General features: G+C 41.9%; 15 protein-coding genes and 1 pseudogene. 2 read left to right on the forward strand and 14 right to left on the reverse strand.

Annotated features, from left to right (window positions below):
• Positions 1-83 precede the first annotated feature (83 nt).
• Together H5993_RS07670 and H5993_RS07675 are read right to left on the reverse strand one after the other, a co-directional pair.
• Positions 84-1262: a thiolase family protein gene (locus tag H5993_RS07670; protein WP_204776897.1), complete on the reverse strand. Its 1179-nt coding sequence runs from the start codon at positions 1260-1262 to the stop codon at positions 84-86.
• Between the two features lie 69 nt (positions 1263-1331).
• Positions 1332-2189 (reverse strand): patatin-like phospholipase family protein, encoded by an 858-nt coding sequence (locus H5993_RS07675; protein WP_204776898.1) that lies wholly within the window; start codon positions 2187-2189, stop codon positions 1332-1334.
• A 160-nt stretch (positions 2190-2349) separates the two neighbouring features.
• On the opposite strand from H5993_RS07675, the gene H5993_RS07680 reads away from it, so the two are divergent.
• Both H5993_RS07680 and H5993_RS07685 read left to right on the forward strand, forming a co-directional pair.
• Entirely contained in the window at positions 2350-3489 is a 1140-nt protein-coding gene (locus H5993_RS07680) for a trans-sulfuration enzyme family protein (RefSeq protein ID WP_204776899.1), read from the forward strand.
• A gap of 68 nt (positions 3490-3557) precedes the next feature.
• A complete protein-coding gene (locus H5993_RS07685) occupies positions 3558-4421 on the forward strand; it encodes an NAD(P)-dependent oxidoreductase (RefSeq protein ID WP_204776900.1) in 864 nt (287 codons plus the stop codon).
• 64 nt (positions 4422-4485) lie between these two features.
• Here H5993_RS07685 and H5993_RS07690 read toward each other — a convergent pair whose 3' ends face one another.
• The 12 genes and pseudogenes from H5993_RS07690 to H5993_RS07745 form a co-directional block, all read right to left on the reverse strand.
• Complete coding sequence (locus H5993_RS07690; RefSeq protein WP_204776901.1) at positions 4486-4983, reverse strand: phosphatidylglycerophosphatase A family protein; 498 nt, start codon at positions 4981-4983, stop codon at positions 4486-4488.
• A 114-nt stretch (positions 4984-5097) separates the two neighbouring features.
• Positions 5098-6171: an ABC transporter substrate-binding protein gene (locus H5993_RS07695; RefSeq protein WP_204776902.1), complete on the reverse strand. Its 1074-nt coding sequence runs from the start codon at positions 6169-6171 to the stop codon at positions 5098-5100.
• A 2-nt stretch (positions 6172-6173) separates the two neighbouring features.
• Entirely contained in the window at positions 6174-6965 is a 792-nt protein-coding gene (locus H5993_RS07700; RefSeq protein ID WP_204776903.1) for an ABC transporter permease, read from the reverse strand.
• Positions 6962-7771, reverse strand: coding sequence for an ABC transporter permease (locus H5993_RS07705; RefSeq protein WP_204776904.1), 810 nt, complete (start codon positions 7769-7771; stop codon positions 6962-6964). Before H5993_RS07705 ends, H5993_RS07700 begins: the two co-directional genes overlap by 4 nt.
• Entirely contained in the window at positions 7768-8850 is a 1083-nt protein-coding gene (locus tag H5993_RS07710) for an ABC transporter ATP-binding protein (protein ID WP_204776911.1), read from the reverse strand. The genes H5993_RS07705 and H5993_RS07710 overlap by 4 nt, the downstream gene beginning before the upstream one ends.
• A gap of 41 nt (positions 8851-8891) precedes the next feature.
• Positions 8892-10052, reverse strand: a complete 1161-nt coding sequence (locus H5993_RS07715; RefSeq protein WP_204776905.1) for a hypothetical protein — start codon at positions 10050-10052, stop codon at positions 8892-8894.
• A 184-nt stretch (positions 10053-10236) separates the two neighbouring features.
• Complete coding sequence (locus tag H5993_RS07720) at positions 10237-11079, reverse strand: alpha/beta hydrolase (protein WP_204776906.1); 843 nt, start codon at positions 11077-11079, stop codon at positions 10237-10239.
• A 30-nt stretch (positions 11080-11109) separates the two neighbouring features.
• On the reverse strand, positions 11110-13419 hold the full coding sequence (locus tag H5993_RS07725; protein ID WP_239458048.1) for a P-loop NTPase family protein: 2310 nt from the start codon (positions 13417-13419) through the stop codon (positions 11110-11112).
• Between the two features lie 216 nt (positions 13420-13635).
• Positions 13636-14673, reverse strand: a complete 1038-nt coding sequence (locus H5993_RS07730; RefSeq protein ID WP_204776907.1) for a zinc-dependent alcohol dehydrogenase family protein — start codon at positions 14671-14673, stop codon at positions 13636-13638.
• A gap of 83 nt (positions 14674-14756) precedes the next feature.
• Positions 14757-15091: pseudogene (locus tag H5993_RS09530) on the reverse strand (NAD(P)H-binding protein); the annotation flags it as partial.
• 260 nt (positions 15092-15351) lie between these two features.
• Positions 15352-16191, reverse strand: a complete 840-nt coding sequence (locus H5993_RS07740; protein ID WP_204776909.1) for an SDR family oxidoreductase — start codon at positions 16189-16191, stop codon at positions 15352-15354.
• 104 nt (positions 16192-16295) lie between these two features.
• The gene (locus H5993_RS07745) at positions 16296-17171 is read right to left on the reverse strand and encodes a LysR family transcriptional regulator (RefSeq protein WP_204776910.1); all 876 of its coding nucleotides are present in this window, start codon (positions 17169-17171) and stop codon (positions 16296-16298) included.
• Between the last annotated feature and the right edge of the window lie 772 nt (positions 17172-17943).

Here is a 17943-nt window from a genome sequence, read left to right on the forward strand (position 1 = left end):
AAAAGGCCACCCACGTTGGGCAGCCTAAACTAGACCAATTTAGCCTTAAAAATTCTATCAGTACCAGTTGACGAAGATCCGCTTTATTTAGTTCGTTCAATCAGGGTTGCCGCTCCCATGCCGCCACCGATACAGAGGGAGGCTAAACCTAACTTTGATTGCCGTTTTTGCATTTCGTAAAGTAAGGTAACGATAATCCGGGCCCCAGAGTCACCAAGGGGATGGCCAAGGGCAATGGCTCCCCCATTAACATTGACAATATCAGGATTTAAGCCAAGCTCTCGAATGGTAACGACTGATTGGGCCGCGAAGGCTTCGTTCACTTCAACTAGGTCGAGGTCATTAGTTTGTAATGCGTGTTTCTTCATCAGTTTATTGGTTGCTTGTAGCGGACCAATCCCCATAATGGCCGGATCAACCCCAACTAGATTACCATCAATCCAGTACCCAAGAATTGGATAGCCTTCTTTTTCGGCCATTTCTGCGTCCATCAGAACTACGGCAGCGGCTCCATCGTTGATTCCCGACGAATTACCGGCAGTAACATCGCCATTCTCTTTAAAGACCGGTTTTAGTTTTGCTAGGGCAGCCATCGAAGTTTCCCGAATAGGTTCATCCTCACTGACGACAAAGGTTTGCTTCTGTGTCTTTACGGTGACGGGGATGATTTCATCCTTAAACCGTCCACTTTGCGTTGCTTTAATCGCTCGTTGTTGACTTTGCAAGGCAAAAGCATCTAACTCTTTGCGCGAAACAGGATACCGCTCAAGAAGGTTTTCTGCCGTCATCCCCATCGGGTAGTGATAAAAAGCATCCGTTAAGCCATCCTGGCTAAGACTATCAATGAGTTCACTATTACCAAAACGGTAGCCAAACCGCCCCTTCTTTAAAAGGTAAGGAGCGTTAGACATACTTTCCATGCCGCCGGCAACCATAATTTTTGCATCCCCTAAGAGAATTTGCTTAGCTGCCAAGGAGATTGCTTGCATTCCCGAACCACAAAGGACGTTTACCGTCATTGCGGGAACCGTTTCAGGTAAGCCAGCATGCATAGCTGCCTGACGTGCTGGGTTTTGGCCCTGTCCGGCCTGGATGGCCATTCCCATATAAACTTCATTAACTACCGTCGGCTCAATTTGAGCCCGATCAAGCGCTGCTTGAATTGCAATTGTCCCTAATTCAACCGCTGAGAGTGATGCAAGCAGGCCTCCCATCTTTCCAATTGGTGTTCGGGCAGCTCCAACAATCGCTACTCGTCGCATTTACATAACCTCACTTTATCATTATTCTAAAAAGCATTTTATCGAAGACCAAATTAGTGGTCAAATGGTTTACTCATTTAAATATGCCATTAAAGCTGGTAACTCCGCCTCAGCTTGTTCCATCCCTTGTTGATAAAGCTTTTGGATTTTCTTGGTATTATTTTCAAGCCGGCCCACTTTGATCGTATTGTTGGGATTAAAAACGTAGGCCTGATGTTGACTTACCAGACGATTTAAACTCTTAACCTGTTGATTGTACATTTCGGGTCGCTTAATAGCAGTTTCCACAAATTTAGGGTAGTCTTTAAACTTGTGTTCAAACATTTCTTTTAATACCTTTCCCGTTGGCTTTTTTCGGTAATCACTTGGACGGGTCCGAACAACGACGATTTTATCAAATCCCTGATCTTGGGCGATATTAAACGGAATTGAATTGGCTAGACCACCGTCTAAGCATTCCCCAGCGGTTGTTTTTGGGGGTGCTGTGAAGAAAGGCATTGAACTTGAAGCTTTTAGATCGACTTCAAGCTCTTTGCCAGTTGGATCAGTAAAGGTAACGGCTTTTCCCGACGTTAATTCCGTTGCCACAATCGTAAAATGAGAGGCTGATCGCTCATAGGCCCGTTCATCAAAGTTATGCCAATCCCAACCGTGATCTTCAAAGAGGAAATCAAGGTTTAAGACTTCTTTTTTCTTTAGGAGCCGGCGCATTGAAATATAATCAGCATTGTGCCGATAAGTAGTATTTACATGGACCATTCGCCCGTATTGTTTCGACACAAATTGTGCGCCACAAAGCGCCCCCGCTGAAACACCAATTACACTTTCAAACTCAAGATGGTGTTTTAAAAACGCATCGGTAATTCCAGTTGAATATTGGCCCCGCATGGCCCCACCTTCCAAAACTAAGGCTGCATGATAAAGCATAACTTTCCCTCCGTTTTTTAGCTGAATATGATTATTATACAACAGGTTCTTTTATCAATAATTATCTTTTTTGCCAGATTAATTGACACTAATTTTTAGTAAGGATAAACTATGGTCATTACTAGAAGTCAAATAATCAAAAGAAAGGATTTTACGATTAATGAAATGCAATACACGTTTAATTCACGGTGGTTATAGTGAAGATCCCGCCACCGGAGCAGTTTCAACCCCCATTTACCGTTCCTCAACCTTTCACCAGCATATTTTAGGTGGTGAACCAAAGTGGGAATATGCGCGAACTGGTAACCCAACGCGCGCTTCCCTAGAAAAGTTAATCGCTGAACTCGAAGGTGGCGTGGCTGGCTTTGCTTTTGCTTCTGGTTCAGCCGCTATTCATGCTGTTTTCTCAATGTTCTCAAGTGGCGATCACTTTGTGGTTGGATCTGATGTTTATGGAGGAACTTTCCGGCTTATTAACAAGGTTCTCAAGCGATTTGGGATGGAATTTACGGTCGTTGACATGCAAAATTCAGCAGCTGTTGAAGCCGCAATTCAAACTAACACCAAGGCTATTTACTTAGAAACGCCAACTAACCCGCTATTGCAAATTGCTGATATTGAAGCAATTGCTAAGATTGCCAAGGCTCACGGGGTAAAAACGGTGGTTGACAATACTTTTGCCACCCCATACAACCAAAATCCTCTTCAACTTGGGGCTGACGTAGTCGTTCATTCCGCCACCAAGTACCTCGGTGGTCATTCTGATGTTGTTGCTGGTTTAGCAGTGACCAACGATGAAGCGATCGCCAAACAACTTGCCTTTCTTCAAAACTCAATTGGTTCGGTTTTAGGCCCTGATGATTCGTGGTTATTACAACGCGGTATTAAGACCCTTGGAGCCCGGATGCGGGTTCACCACGAAAATGCCCAAGCAATCGTTGACTTTTTAGTTAACTACCCTCGGGTTGACCGCGTCCTCTACCCTGGCTTACCAGACTTCCCCGGTCATGAAATTGCTGCTAAGCAGATGAAACATTTTGGGGCAATCGTTTCCTTCGAACTCAAGGCAGGACTTAGTGCGAAGCAGTTTGTGGAAAATTTGAAGCTAATTGATTTAGCGGAAAGCCTTGGTGGAATCGAAAGCTTGATTGAAGTTCCAGCAGTAATGACCCACGGATCAATCCCACGGGAAATCCGCTGGAAGAATGGGATTAAGGATGAATTAATCCGCTTCTCAGTTGGGATTGAAGATGAAGAAGACCTCCTCGCTGATCTTAAGCAAGCTCTAGATCAACTTTAGGATTATAATGAGGATGAGTTGGCATAATGCTACTCATCTTTTTTATTTTGAATCAAGGAGTGATTAATATGCTAGTTGGTTTCATCGGTACTGGGGTCATGGGATCAGGCGTAATTTCAAACCTCCTCAAGCATGGTGAAGAAGTTAGGGTTTATAACCGGACTAAAGCGCACGCTCAAACGGTTCTTGATCAAGGAGCAACTTGGGTTGATAGTCCGGCTGCCTTAATTAAACAAGTCGACGTTTTGTTCACGATGGTCGGTTTCCCAACCGACGTTGAAAAAATCTACTTCGGCGAAAATGGTATCCTCAAAAATACGCACCCAGGTCAAATCTTAGTTGATATGACGACCAGTAAGCCATCCCTTGCTAAAAGAATTGGTAAAGCTGGTGAGAAAAAACAAGTCCGCGTAACTGACGCGCCGGTTTCTGGTGGCGACATTGGTGCGCAAAACGGGACGTTAACTGTGATGGTTGGCGGTGACCAAACTGCCTTGGATGATTTAAAAGCACTCTTTAGCGAATTTTCCAAAGAAGTTAACTATTTTGGGTCTTACGGTGCCGGCCAGCATGCCAAGATGGCTAATCAAATTATGATTGCAGGAACGATGACTGGTTTAACGGAAGCGCTTGTGTATGCGAAGGCAGCCAATTTGGATCCAGCGCAAGTGATGCAAACCCTTCAAGGTGGGGCGGCAGAAAACTTTAGCCTCGGAACCTATGGACCACGGATCTTAAAGGGCGATTACACCCCAGGTTTCTTTGCAAAGCATTTTTTAAAGGACTTACGAATTGCGATTGATGAAGCCACAGCGATGAAGTTAAACCTTCCTGGCACTGCCTTAGCCAAACAACTCTATACGACCCTCGTTGACGAGAAGAAACTTGGCAACGAGGGGACTCAAGCCTTGATTAAGTTGTGGTGGAAATAAAAAAGGGTCCATTGGATAAAAATCAAAAGTCGGGTTAAGAGTTTCGTCCTCTTACCCGACTTTTTTAAGCATAATGATGGGCTACTTTCCCACACACGGCAGCTACGATGGCCCCTAAAAGGTCATCAATAAAGGTATTAACATGGTGTTCATCAGTGTCAAAATGCTTAATGATCCCAGATTTAACCCGGTCTAAGTAGCCAAAGTTGGTGGCGCCAATTGTTCCATAAATTTCGGAAATTTGCAAGGCAAGGGCTTCATCCACCCCGAAGACGCCGGCATCATTTTCAATGATTGATTGTAGGGGCTCTTCAATTAATCCCGCTTCTGTCAAGCGGTCAAGTTCAAGCGCAACCATGGCATTATTTAACAATTCCCGCTTATGCAAAACCGTAATCAATGATTCGTAACATTCAGCGACTGTTAATTCGGGAATGAACTCCTTTTGCAAATCATAAGCGTCGACTGCTAATTCATGAAGGTCAACGCCCCGTTCTTTCAAACGCTTTGTCACAAATTCGAATGCTTTGGTATCTGGGTATTTAAATTGTTTATTGTACATGAAATTCCCCCTTTTTAAAAACGAGAAGTGAGTCACATTGGCCCCCTTCTCGTTTTCTTTACCTAACTGCAACAATTCTAACACTAGCGATTAATTTCGCCAAACGATCCCACATTACTTAACAAACATTTTAAATTCCAAAAATAGGTCGTTATATTCTTGGTTAACTTTCTTTGGTAAATCCCGGTAAACTTGGAGATGTTTCATGGTTTGTTTGTCAGGATAGAACGCTTTGTTGTTCGTAACGGACTTATCTAGGTACTTCATCGCCCCTTGGTTTGGAGTCGCATACCCCACATATTTAGCATTTTGAGCAGCGTTCTTGGGTTCTAACATAAAATTAATAAAAGCGTTAGCCGCCTTAACATTTTTGGCTGACTTGGGAATAACAAAGTTATCATACCAAATGTTACTTCCTTCACTTGGGACAACATAGTGCAAGTGATGATTGACCGCCATCATTTCGGCCGCATCCCCAGAATAAGTAATCCCAATCGCCGCTTCATCTTGCTTCATATACATCTTCATTTCATCAGCCACGACGGCTTTTGTATTACCACTTAGTCCCCGCAATTTTTGTTCTGCGGCCTGCAATTCACCAGTATTGGTAGTGTTAACTGAATGTCCTTGAGTAATCAAAGCGATTGCCATCATATCCCGAGCACTATCGTAAAGCATTTCTTGATTGCGATACTCTGGTTTCCATAAGTCCGTCCAGTGCTTTGGTGGATTTTTAACCAATTGATCGTTATAGATAATTCCCAAAGTTCCCCAGAAATAAGGAACTGAGTACTTGTTATGGGGATCAAAATTTTGGTTTAAAAATTGCGGTGCTAAGTACTTCATGTTAGGAATTTCCCGAAGATTCAAGGGTTGAATTAAGTGCTCCTTTTTCATACGTTGAATCGTGTATTCACTCGGCACTACTAAGTCATATCGAGTACCACCCTGTTCAATTTTGGTTAACATCGCTTCGTTTGAATCGAAGGTTTCATAATCAACTTGATAACCGGTCTGCTTTTCGAATTTCTTAATTAAACTGGGATCAATATAGTCCCCCCAGTTGTAGATCACTAAGGTTTTAGTGGCCGAAGTGGTACTTTGTTTGGCCGTTAATTGATGATTCCAAGCGATCAAGCCAGCAATGACTGCGATCAAGGCGATAATTGCTGCCAAGAGTTTTTTCATCTTTAGCGACCTCCTTTTGGGGATGGCTTAACTGAGAACCGGTAGTAAATGTAAACCAGCACTAGTGAAACTAAAAACATCACGGTTGAAAGAGCGTTGATTTCAAGGTCAATTCCTTGCCGGGCCCGGGAATAAATTTCCACCGACAAGGTTGAAAACCCATTTCCCGTAACGAAGAAGGTTACCGCAAAGTCATCCAATGAATAAGTGAGTGCCATGAAAAATCCCGCCTTGATTCCGTCCATAATCCCTGGAATGGTCACTTGAGAAAAGGCTTGCCACCGCGTTGCCCCGAGGTCAAAGGCGGCATCGGTTAAGGAACGCGGCAACTCTTTTACCTTCGGAAGGACCATCAGTACCACAATTGGAATACAAAAAGCAATGTGACTCAAAAGGACCGACCAAAAACCTAACTTAATTCCCAAAAAAGTAAAGAAGATCAAAAAGCTCGCCCCAATAATAACATCGGGTGAAACCATCAAGATATTATTTAAAACCAAGACATTTTGTCGCCAAGCTCGGTGCTTAATATGCTGGATCAATAGAGCGCCACTCGTTCCGATTGCAGTCGAAATCAAGGCCGCTAAAAGAGCAATAATAATCGTATTTAAGACGATACTGATCATCCGCGTGTCTACAAAGAGCGCTTGGTAATGTTTCCAGGAAAAATGTTTGAACCCATCCATGGTATTGCCAGAACTGAATGAATAGTAGATTAAGTAGAAGATTGGTGCATACATTAGGATGAGGATCACTGCCAGATAGATTTTACTCAGGGTTCGTCTTTTTTTCATCGGTGAACCCCCTTTCCCGAATCATCAGTTAGTAGCATAACAATTAACATTGCTACAACTAGGACAACCCCAATTGTGGAACCCATTCCCCAGTTTTGGGTGGTTAAAAAATGTTCTTCAATTGCCGTCCCGAGAGTAATCACCCGGTTACCACCGATTAACCGCGTAATCATAAAGAGGGAGAGCGATGGAATAAAAACGGCTTGAATTCCCGCAAAGACCCCATTTTTCGTCAGCGGTAAAATCACTCGGCGGAAAGTTTGCCATCGACTAGCGCCAAGATCTAAGCTGGCATTAATTAAAGAAGGCCGAATTGCCACAATGGAGTTGTAGATTGGCAAGATCATAAATGGTAATTCAATGTAGGCTGCTACCAACATAAAACTAGCATCGGTAAAGAGAAGTTGGTGACTGCCAATCCCGATGAACCGTAAGAAATTATTAATTGACCCATTCTCCCCTAAAATGCCGATAAAGGCATAGGTCTTCAATAGTAGGTTAATCCAGGTTGGCATAATAATCAGGGCCAACCAAAAATCCCGACTCTTAAATTGAGCAATGATGTAAGCCACCGGGTATGAGATTATGAGGGTGATCACGGTAATCAAAAAGGCATACCAAACCGAATTAAAGGTCATCTTTAAATAAACCCCTGATTCGGCAAAATTTACGTAATTTTGGACCGTAAAATGACCATTTAAACCTTGAAAAGATTGATAAAAAATCAACACTAACGGGGCAACTACAAAGAGGGCAAGCCATAAATAGTATGGGAGCGAGAAGAACCAGTGCTTTTTAGTTGTCATTCTACCACCCCCTGGTATGATTCGAGCCGGGCATCAAATTCAGCTTGGGTTTCGTTGGCCCGCATCACATGGATGTCTTCAGGATCAAAAGTAATTCCAATTTGCTTACCCACTGTAGTTTTATGGATGGAGTTAATCTTCCACTCGTGACCGTCAGTATCATGAACCATAATTTGATAATCGACTCCCCGGAAAAGTTGGGAATCAACGGTTGCGGTTAGTTTTCCCTTTTCAACCGTGGTAATATCTAAATCTTCTGGTCGGAGAACAACTTCAACTGCTTCGCCAGGAGTAATCCCGGCGTCAACACAAATAAACTCTTTGCCGTCAATCGCCACTGCAAAGTCACGTACCATTGTGGCCGGAATGATGTTTGATTCACCAATAAAATCCGCTACAAAGTGATTTAATGGTTCATCGTAAATGTCAACTGGGGTCCCTGATTGCTCAATCAAACCATCATTGATAATCATAATTTGATCGCTCATCGCTAAGGCTTCTTCCTGGTCGTGAGTTACAAAGATAAAGGTGATCCCAAGTTGCCGTTGCAAGGCCCGTAGTTCAGCTTGCATGTCCTTTCGTAATTTATGGTCCAAAGCAGATAAGGCTTCATCAAGTAGCAAGACTTTTGGCCGGTTGACGATCGCCCTTGCAATAGCGACCCGTTGCAGTTGACCCCCAGAAAGTTCATCGAGTTCTCGGTGGGCATACCCTTCGAGATGTACTAAGGTTAAGGCTTCAGCCACGCGTAATTGGATCTCTTTTTTCTTCATTCGTCTTAAGCGTAGGCCAAAAGCAATATTGTCAAAGACGTTAAGGTTCGGAAAAAGGGCATAATCTTGGAAAACCGTATTGACCTGTCGCTTATTAGCTGGTAATTGGTTAATCTTTTGCCCATCAAAGTAAATCGTACCGGCATTTGGGAAGTCAAACCCGGCGATTAGTCGTAAGATGGTTGTTTTTCCGGACCCTGATGGGCCCAAAATGGTATAGAACTTACCCTCCTCAATTTCAAAATTGATATCCTTTAAGATTACGTTATCGCCAAATTGTTTTTTAACGCCCTCAAATTTAAGAATCGCCAATCGTTTCACTCCCCTTTACTAAAGTGATATATTAATTATTTTTTTGCTTTCTGTTCAACGTCATCAATGATTTTTTTGAGCTTCTGCCGCTGTTCAGTCGGAATATCAGTGATAATCCGGGTCAACATTGTTTGATTCTTTTTCAGCATGTACATGAGCATCTGCTGGATTTGACTCTCCATTTGGGTTACTTCAAGTTGGGGGTCCGCTTCACTTTCTGCCTTAGCTAAGGAACGTTGGGCTTCATAGAGGACGCGTAAGTAATCCTTAGTAATATCAAGGTCATAAGCCCATAAAACTTTTGCCAAAAATTTTCCAAACTGTTCAAAAACCCAAACTTGCTCTAACAATGACAAATCCGACTTTTGCGCCAAAGGACTAGCCATGAAACTAGCCAAGTTGGTTAAATCACTTACCAGTGTTAATGGGTGGATTTGCAGTAGGTAATTATTAAGGTAAGTTTTAACGAGTTTTAAGGCATCAGTCGCAGTAACCTTACTAATTTCCGCTTCATCGCGCAAATATTGTTTGAAGTCGTCAAGCAAGTTGCCATTTAATTGGCGAATTTTAACCACCACAGACGAAAATTCGGGATTTTCAGCTGTCATTAAATGATCGCCAAAGAACTTCGCGTATTCACGAAAGATTTCACTTGACTTTGCCGTCACAGGGACTGGATTTTGAAGATCAAACTGTACCCGTTGCATAAATTGCGTTAGTAGTTGGTTTACTGACTCAACCTTACTTTGGGCTAGCTGCATCGAAAGGTTTAATAAATTGTTAAATAGCTTTTCTTGATCGGTTTCATCTAATAAGGGCCCATTAAAATTAGCTAAAACGCCTTGGTATTCTTGGTTAGCCCGTTCGACCGCAAAGTTAGTGGTTATCTGGGGGACAATTTGCCCATTTGCGAGTACCAACTTCAAATACTGGTTAGCTTTTTCACGGGTAAAATGGTTATTTACCATCATCACGATCAACAAATGCTTAAAGACAATGTTTGGTTCTACCCGCAAAAACTCCGTTCCTGGAATGACGATGGGAAGCTTAGTAGCTTCATTAATATATAATAAAAGTTCGAACTGATTTACCCGGGCTGGTTTTACATACCAATTCGTAAGGTGAGATGGTTTATCAGTGGGATCAGTCTTCATTGATGAAAAATTATTAATAAATTGTTTACTATAACTGATCAAACGATCACTCCTCCTTGTTGACTTGCCAATTAACTTTATCACATTTCGCTCGGCAATAGGGTTGTTAGCCTAAAATAACCCCAATAAAATTATTAGTTACTCCTTTACTGTACCACATGCCAAACAAAAAAAGAGTAAGCGCTAACCGATGGTTGGGCTTACTCGATAATTTCTCTACACAAACTTAATGCCATAAAACGTTGATAATCGCCGTTAGAATAACCTTTTTTTGGTGTAAAGCGGTGTGGCTGGTATGGGGGAAAATCCGTTGTTGATAATGAATGCGCTTATTTTTTATTAATGATGCCAGCATTTCGGATTGAACAGTTGGGACTTCACCATCCGTTCCCCGGGCATTTTGGCCCATCCAATTATAGATGTAATCATCCCTTTGGAGTTTGACCGTTTGAATTTGCCTTTCAAGTGCCAAAAAGTTGGGGTCACTCGACTTTTTAAATAGCCATTTTGTATATTTGGTCCGTGCACCAAAGGTCTCATCTGCGGGGGCACCAAGGAGAATCACCCGGTGGAAATTAATTTGCTGTTGGATTTGCCGATTAGCGATATAAACGTGTAACCACTCAGTTCCACCATAAGAGTGGGCGATGATATTTAGGTCATGCACATGATATTCGTGGGCTAATACCAATAAAACGCGTTTCAATTGGCACACTTGAGGATGATAAGTTGGCGAGTAATTCCAAGTATACAATAACTGAATTAAAGCATTCTTTTTCCCCCGCACGGATCCTTTAACCCGCACATGACCATTAGGGGAAACCCAGACGGTCATGGTGTGTTGCGCAACGTTTTGCCTAGCTGTTTGCTGAATTAACTTTTGATAAGTCCAACTATTTCCGCCCCAGCCAGGAATTAATAAGGTCGGAGTATTCGAATAATGAACCTGTGGCTGATCGTACTTGATCGTTGTCATTTGGCTTCCCCGAATCAAATAAGCTTGCACAAATAAGGCGCTGATGACCACGATCATAATGCTAATTAGTCCTAGCTTTCCCACCTTTTTCATCGGTATCCCAGCTTTCCGTGCTTCTGATCCTTAACCAAAGAGTCGTGCCCAGAAACTTTTCTTTTTCTTCTTTGGTTGCTCATCAGTTACTACCTTTTGATCAGCTTCTGGTTCTGGGGTTGGTTTGGTGTGCGGATCATCAATTCCGATCCATTTGTAAAAAGCGGTTGCCTTAATTTCAACAAATTTACCGGTTTTACCGTTAATTCCACCCACACAGAGTTCAACTGGTAAAGCATTCCGGTATTCATTTTCAGCATCAGCACTAAACCCGTTGAAATTGTTTAACTTCGAAATATCAAAAATCAAACTGTTCTTTTCCGGCCGGAAGCGGAAATCTTCTTCCTTCGCTAAGTAGAGTTTAGCCCATTTACTCCGGGTATTTTCACCAAAGTCGTCACATAAGCCATCCGCAAAATAATCAGGAACTGGCATGTCAGCGAGCTTGTAGTACTCCCGGAAAATCCGCCGGGTCATTGCTAAGAAATCCAATTGCCCGGTTTTTGCGTCAAACATCCGCCATGGTGTTCCATCGTCTTCGAGTAGATTTGCCATCCGGACAACAAAGTCCTTAAAGAGGGTATTATCTAACCCCTGCCGCACCTCGAAGATATACTTCGCGGCCACCGGCTTCTTCTCGTTATCAATTACCTTATCAAGCTGCAAGTAATAAGTCCGCCGGGCGGTTTCCCGTTGCATTGTAAAGCCAGTATGGTAGTTGGTAGTCCCAATTAACGGGGCCACTGGCTTCGGACTATTCACGAGTTGGTTCATGGTATCCACAATCAGCCGCCGACTATATTGGCGTTGTTGGAAGAAATAGGGTTCGATTTCATCAATCAAAACCGGATAAGTACTTCCCTGCTTCATATAGCTTTCTAGAGCCTGAACGGTTTTTGCTTTTCGTTGATTGGCATCCATTGGATAAATCGTTCCGAAGTCAATCATTGATTTGTCGGTGCCCCAAGTTAATTGATTAATGACCCGTAATAAGGTTGACTTGCCGGACCCAGCACTTGCCCCTAGGATTAAGAAGTTTGGAATATCGTTTCCATCTTCAGGATTGAGACTGGCTTTTTCCCGAATTTCCCAAAGAAATGGCGCAGTAAAAGCATACAAAATCGCTTCATAGAACCGCTTTCCATATTCGGGAGTGTAATCAACCACAAATTGGGCGTAACCATTCATAACCGCTTCAATTTGCTTTAGGCTCCGTTTAATCTGAGAAATCGTTGCTAATTGGCCAAACGGTAAAGGATACGTGCCAGTATCATTTGGGGTATACAAGCCTGTTTGATTCCGGGTAATATTCCGTTCTAACGGTCGGTCATAAAGAAAGGTCGTATATTTCTTTTCGACTGCCAGATCTTGGGGGGAAACGGTTGCTTGTAAATCATCATGAATCTGTTTGGCAATTTGGTCACGTTGTTTAATTTTAGGCCGGGCCGCCCGAGGCGAAACTGCCTGCTTTTGCAACTTGTATACAAGATCATGCTGTCTAATCCGACGCTCAGCTTCTTCCCGATCCCGGGTCCGATTTAAGGTGACATTCCGCATTCCTAGTGGGACATCGGCCCGTAATTGTTGGCGATCAAGTTGGTGTTGGACATCGTCAACGATGAGGTCTGTCATTTCAGTTTCAACCAATTCATCGGTGACTTCATTTGTTAAAATAACGACGCTATCCCCTTCTTCATCAGGGTTAGCCTTTTTACGAGCTTGCAGTTGCTCTTGCGCCTTGGTCAATAAGTGATTTGAAAAATAAGAGATTAAAACCGGTCGTAAATCAAGCTTAAAATGATTTAAAAGATTATCATATAAAGGATCATTGTCGAAAATATAAACATCCTCAAAGCGATTATAGTTAGGATCAAAAGAAGGCTCGTCTAAATCAATTGATCCTAAAATAACCCGCGTTTCTTGGGTCTGGGGATTTGAAAGTAAATAAAAACGTGAATGGAGCGCTTGGGTTGGCGCAATTTCAACTTTTAAAATCCCAGCTAGTGCCATCATCTGGAGCTGACTTGATAAGCGGAGAAAAAGCTTAATTGCATCTTTATTGGCTACCTTCAACATAGCATTCGCCAAGGCATCTTTCGTGACCGTTTCCATTGAGGTATAGTGCCGAGGTGATGATGAGTTTCCTAAAGCAATTTCAAGTTGCACGAAAGCACCAAGATACCGATTTAAAAAGGTCGCACTTAACTCTCCTGTTACCGCGGTTAACTGCGGATATTTTTCGGCATCAAAAATTTCCGCGATTGTCATCGCCTCATTTTGATGATTATGTACTACATGAATTCGCTTATTCATTGATCCGTTATCAATTTCGGTTGCCATCACAACGCTACTCCAATCATTTAAACTTTTAATACCAAGTTATTGGCTTTACCTTTTATTTTAACAGTATGTATTTCAATTTATCAATAGCCTGATGAGTAAGATTACCACACAATGAGGATTGGATGAACCTTCTGTTTCTTCCCACCCTCGGTGAAAATTGGTCTTTAAACCGCAAAAAGCCTGAGCCATTTGCCGGTCTCAGGCTTTAGCGTTTTACTCGCTTACGATTACTAATGATTTAATTACTTTACGCTGATCCATTGCTTCGTATGCCTTTTGAATATCATCAAGACTGAAATGCTTAGTGAAGACTTTTCCAGGGTGAATATCACCCTTTAACACTGCATCAAGAAGGACATGACGATCGTATGTGGTTACCGAAGCAATTCCACCACGAAGACCAATGTTCTTCCAGAAGAGAGTATTTGATGATGGTTCGGTTTGGGGAACACCAACTCGCCCAATAATTGCACCCGGACGCGCTAACTTACCAGCTTGTTCAATCGCAGATACAGCACCAACACATTCGAGCACAGCGTCAACCCCATTGCCATCAGTTAATTCAAGAACCTTTTTAACTGCATCGTCGCCACGTTCAGCCACAATATCAGTCGCGCCAAATTCTTTTGCAAGTTTTGCCCGGTCTTCGTGATGGCTCAAGGAAATAATTCGCTTGGCTCCACGTAATTTAGCTCCAATTACCCCACAAAGGCCAACCGCACCATCACCGATAACCGCAACAGTATCGCCGTCCTTAACTTCTGCACTTGTGGCGGCGTGGTAACCAGTTGCCATCACATCAGCTAAAGTTAAGAGGTCGTTTAATTGTTCATCTGTGTAGTCAGATGGTTGGCCAGGAATTTTTACCAATGCCCAATTAGCATTAGTAAAACGAAGGTATTCACCTTGATAGCCACCATTGCCACCGGCTTCTTGATTCATACAATTACCATCAAAGCCTGCTAAACAAGCCGCACAGTGACCGCAACCGTGGGTAAATGGTGCAATGACAAAATCACCGGGTTTAACATCTTTAACGTCAGCACCAACTTCTTCAACAATTGCAATTGCTTCGTGACCAACCAATGAGCCATGTTCACGATTGGCGATACCACGGTACCACCAAAGATCAGAACCACACACACAAGCCCGCATAATCTTTAAAATCGCATCAGTTGGCTTTTGAATCGTTGGCTTTTCAACCTCATGAACTTCCATTTTGCCCGGTTCCATAAATACAGCTGCTTTCATCTATATCTACTCCTTTACCATTTATCTAATTTAACAGTAACTATAATATAAGCCTTTGAGTCGACTACAAGGCAAGGCCCTTTTTAATTTGACGTATTGCTTCCGACCCTTTCGCGAAGATAAAGGTTCTTAACGATTAATTTTTCAACTAAAACTGCAATTGACTTTATTGATACATCATGACCACCAAATGGTTCTGTAACTTCATAATCAACCGGTCCATTAACGAACCAGCCTGGGTGAATAATCGTACATTCAAGGTCAGATGTTTCAATCACAGCTGCTACTTGTCGATATGGCTTCAAAACAGGGTTTAAGCTAGGTTACCATTTTCGCCAAAAGAGGCTGGAATTTCATTATAAATACCCATCGAAGTAATAAATACTAACCGGGAAATACCACTTCGATCCATTCTAGCTTTGGCTGAACATCCCCTGTCATGTGTCGAAGGGTTAGCGTCGGATCAGTTCGCAAAAAATCAGACTTATAACCTGGAAACATTTTTCATGGTATTTCCGTGCATCTTTATTTATTGTTACTTTAGTTCATCCACTCTAGCATCTCTTTAATTATCTTAATATTAAATTCAACCCCAATTATTCGGATTGATTAGTAAACTTATTAAAAAAATCCCTACTACCATTCATTAAATAATGTCGTAGGAATTTTAAATACAATTTAATCTTTTACATCAGTAGAAGCAGCAATTTCTGTCTCGCCTTTGTACTCATTTAAGCGTTCTGTTAAGCGATCAATAGTAGCGAATAAAGCTTGCGACCCGAGGACAACATGAAGCGGTGCTTTGTCACTATTAGCAACTTCAATAATCCGAGTAGCCATTTTTTCAGGATCCCCAGGTGCCAATCCATTAGCAGGATCGAGCATCTTCAAAAATGCATGAGTTGGCGTATTATCATACTCAGGCATTAAGTTGGCAACGTGGGCACTCCCGTAACGAAATTCCGTTCGCGCGCCACCAGGTTCAATGATTGAAACTTTAATATTAAATGGGGCAACTTCTTGAGCAACAGACTCACAAAAGCCTTCAATTCCAAATTTAGTAGCATGATACATCGAATTTCCTGGATAGGCAACTTGACCACCGTAAGATGATATTTGAATAATCCGGCCGTTTTGTTGTGTACGCATGTAAGGTAAGACAGCTCTAATCATTTGAATAGAGCCAGTTAAGTTAGTTGCCATGATCTGATCGATATCACCATCACTTAATTCTTCAGCGGCACCAAAAAGTCCATAACCAGCATTATTAATTAACACGTCAATCTTGTTACGCTTTTCAACGGTATTTTCAACTACAGAACGAATTTCGTCCACATTGGTAACATCTAAGTGTTGAACGTCTAAGGTATTAGGGAACTTAGCTTCTAGTTCTTTAACTTTAGCATTTTCTTTCCGAACCGTTCCAATCACTATTTCACCCTGTTCCAGAAGTTGATGGGCCAACGCCATTCCAAATCCACTTGAAATCCCTGTAATTAGCCATGTTTTACTCATCATTAATTCCTCCATTCCATCAACTATTTAACAATCACTATTGTAATAAGAACTAATAGAGGAACCAATTCCTATTTGTAATTTACTTCATCAGTAAAACTTATACATTAAAATTGTTGCTTCAAAATGTCAGCAAATGACTCAATATAATAGCCTGAGTTATCTTTTTTCCAGTAAGCATAATAGTTTTGGAAAAGTTGGGTCTGACCGTTATAAAGGTATCGGGATTGAGTATTGTCGCTTTGCATTTCTTGAATTGTTCGTTCATTTGCCACCATGTATCCCTGACGTGAAGCAATCATAATCCGGGCCTCATCAATAGTTTTAGCATTTAAAAATTCACTTTTAATGCCTAAGACATCCCGACAATACAGCTCTTCACTAGCATCAGGCGCTACCAAAACACAAGAAATATCCTTCAATTGGTCAGTTGTTACTTGAGAATCATTTAATTTAAGAATTCCTTTAGCAATATTAACCATCAACGGGGCTTTAGTAAGAAACTCATTATTATATTCATTAGATAGCGCCCGGCGCTGGTCAGAAAAATCCAAGTCAATTCGATCCTCACGTAATAGCTTAAATAACTGATCATGCTGACCGCTCGTAATATTAACTTTTACTTCAGGATACTGTTCAGTAAAAACTGTCACTGCCCTTAAAAATTCCGTTGTTCCAAACATTTGCAGATAACCAAGTTTTAAAATATATTCATCCTGTTCATTATTGGCTATTTGCCGAGTGTTTTTTAAAGCCTGTTCGACTTGATTCACTATTGTCAGAGCCTGCCGATAAAAGTATTTTCCTGCTGGTGTTAATTTGAAACTTCGCCCTTGACGTGCTAGTAAAGGGGTCCCAATAGTCTGATTTAATTCTTTGATTTGTTGCGAAATTGCCGATTGTGAAATATTACATTTTTCTGCTGCCAGAGTAAAACTATGCTCATCAACAACTGCAATAAAGTATTTCATTTGTTGAAACATTTACTTTCTCCGTTCTAATTGGTCATGCTTAATTTGGTTAGGAATAACTAGAAGTAATAATGTAACTAAAACCGAATATAGCATTGCTAGCGGGTAAACCGTAGCTGCAAGCACCAAGCCGATCACTTTAATTGCCAGATAAAAAAATCAAAGACCGGTCCTGGACTTTAATCCACTTGGGCTCCTTGGCTATTATAGTGCTCCGCCACAATATTGGTCGTATATGGAAAAGTGAGGAAAAAAGAGAACATTGAGTGTTGCCTATAGGGTACCCGTCCCGATAGGCTTCACACTGTACCATTCATTATACATATTAATCCCCATTGCACCCAACTAGGAAAAAATGGAGGTTGGGAAAAAAGCTCCTTGACGGCCTGGTTAGGATAAGAAGAACGAAGGTTGATTCATTAGAATCGACCTTTCGTTCGCACTTATCCACTAAGGCCGTGATTTGGAGCGAACCAGCCAACTGGTTTGGCGTTTGTGAGCCCATGCAAGGCTGAATCGGTTGGTGCGACCGCCAGGGAAGCAACTGCCATTCAGCTACTGCTTTGACCTTAGTTACTGAGTAACATTCGGAGATGCAAACAACCTAAGATTAGTTCAGGATGAATTTTACCATCCTGGACTTTTTTATTACCCTAAAGATAGAGCTAAGGTCGTCCATAGCCTCAGGGACTGCGAGTCCGTATCATAAAATGACCTCCGCTATCTTTGCTTTGATATTTTGATTTTCAGGTTGTGGGACTACGAGTTCGAGTATAGGAAATGA

This window comes from Limosilactobacillus alvi (assembly GCF_016900115.1).
GTDB classification, from domain to species: Bacteria; Bacillota; Bacilli; order Lactobacillales; family Lactobacillaceae; genus Limosilactobacillus; species Limosilactobacillus alvi.

Bases quoted from the DNA above. Each gene is read 5' to 3' on its own strand.
- H5993_RS07745 (WP_204776910.1), bottom strand. From the start codon at position 17,171: ATGTTTCAACAAATGAAATACTTTATTGCAGTTGTTGATGAGCATAGT.
- H5993_RS07725 (WP_239458048.1), bottom strand. From the start codon at position 13,419: ATGGCAACCGAAATTGATAACGGATCAATGAATAAGCGAATTCATGTA.
- H5993_RS07680 (WP_204776899.1), top strand. From the start codon at position 2,350: ATGAAATGCAATACACGTTTAATTCACGGTGGTTATAGTGAAGATCCC.
- H5993_RS07690 (WP_204776901.1), bottom strand. From the start codon at position 4,983: ATGTACAATAAACAATTTAAATACCCAGATACCAAAGCATTCGAATTT.
- H5993_RS07685 (WP_204776900.1), top strand. From the start codon at position 3,558: ATGCTAGTTGGTTTCATCGGTACTGGGGTCATGGGATCAGGCGTAATT.
- H5993_RS07740 (WP_204776909.1), bottom strand. From the start codon at position 16,191: ATGATGAGTAAAACATGGCTAATTACAGGGATTTCAAGTGGATTTGGA.
- H5993_RS07705 (WP_204776904.1), bottom strand. From the start codon at position 7,771: ATGACAACTAAAAAGCACTGGTTCTTCTCGCTCCCATACTATTTATGG.
- H5993_RS07675 (WP_204776898.1), bottom strand. From the start codon at position 2,189: ATGCTTTATCATGCAGCCTTAGTTTTGGAAGGTGGGGCCATGCGGGGC.
- H5993_RS07700 (WP_204776903.1), bottom strand. From the start codon at position 6,965: ATGAAAAAAAGACGAACCCTGAGTAAAATCTATCTGGCAGTGATCCTC.
- H5993_RS07720 (WP_204776906.1), bottom strand. From the start codon at position 11,079: ATGAAAAAGGTGGGAAAGCTAGGACTAATTAGCATTATGATCGTGGTC.
- H5993_RS07670 (WP_204776897.1), bottom strand. From the start codon at position 1,262: ATGCGACGAGTAGCGATTGTTGGAGCTGCCCGAACACCAATTGGAAAG.
- H5993_RS07730 (WP_204776907.1), bottom strand. From the start codon at position 14,673: ATGAAAGCAGCTGTATTTATGGAACCGGGCAAAATGGAAGTTCATGAG.
- H5993_RS07695 (WP_204776902.1), bottom strand. From the start codon at position 6,171: ATGAAAAAACTCTTGGCAGCAATTATCGCCTTGATCGCAGTCATTGCT.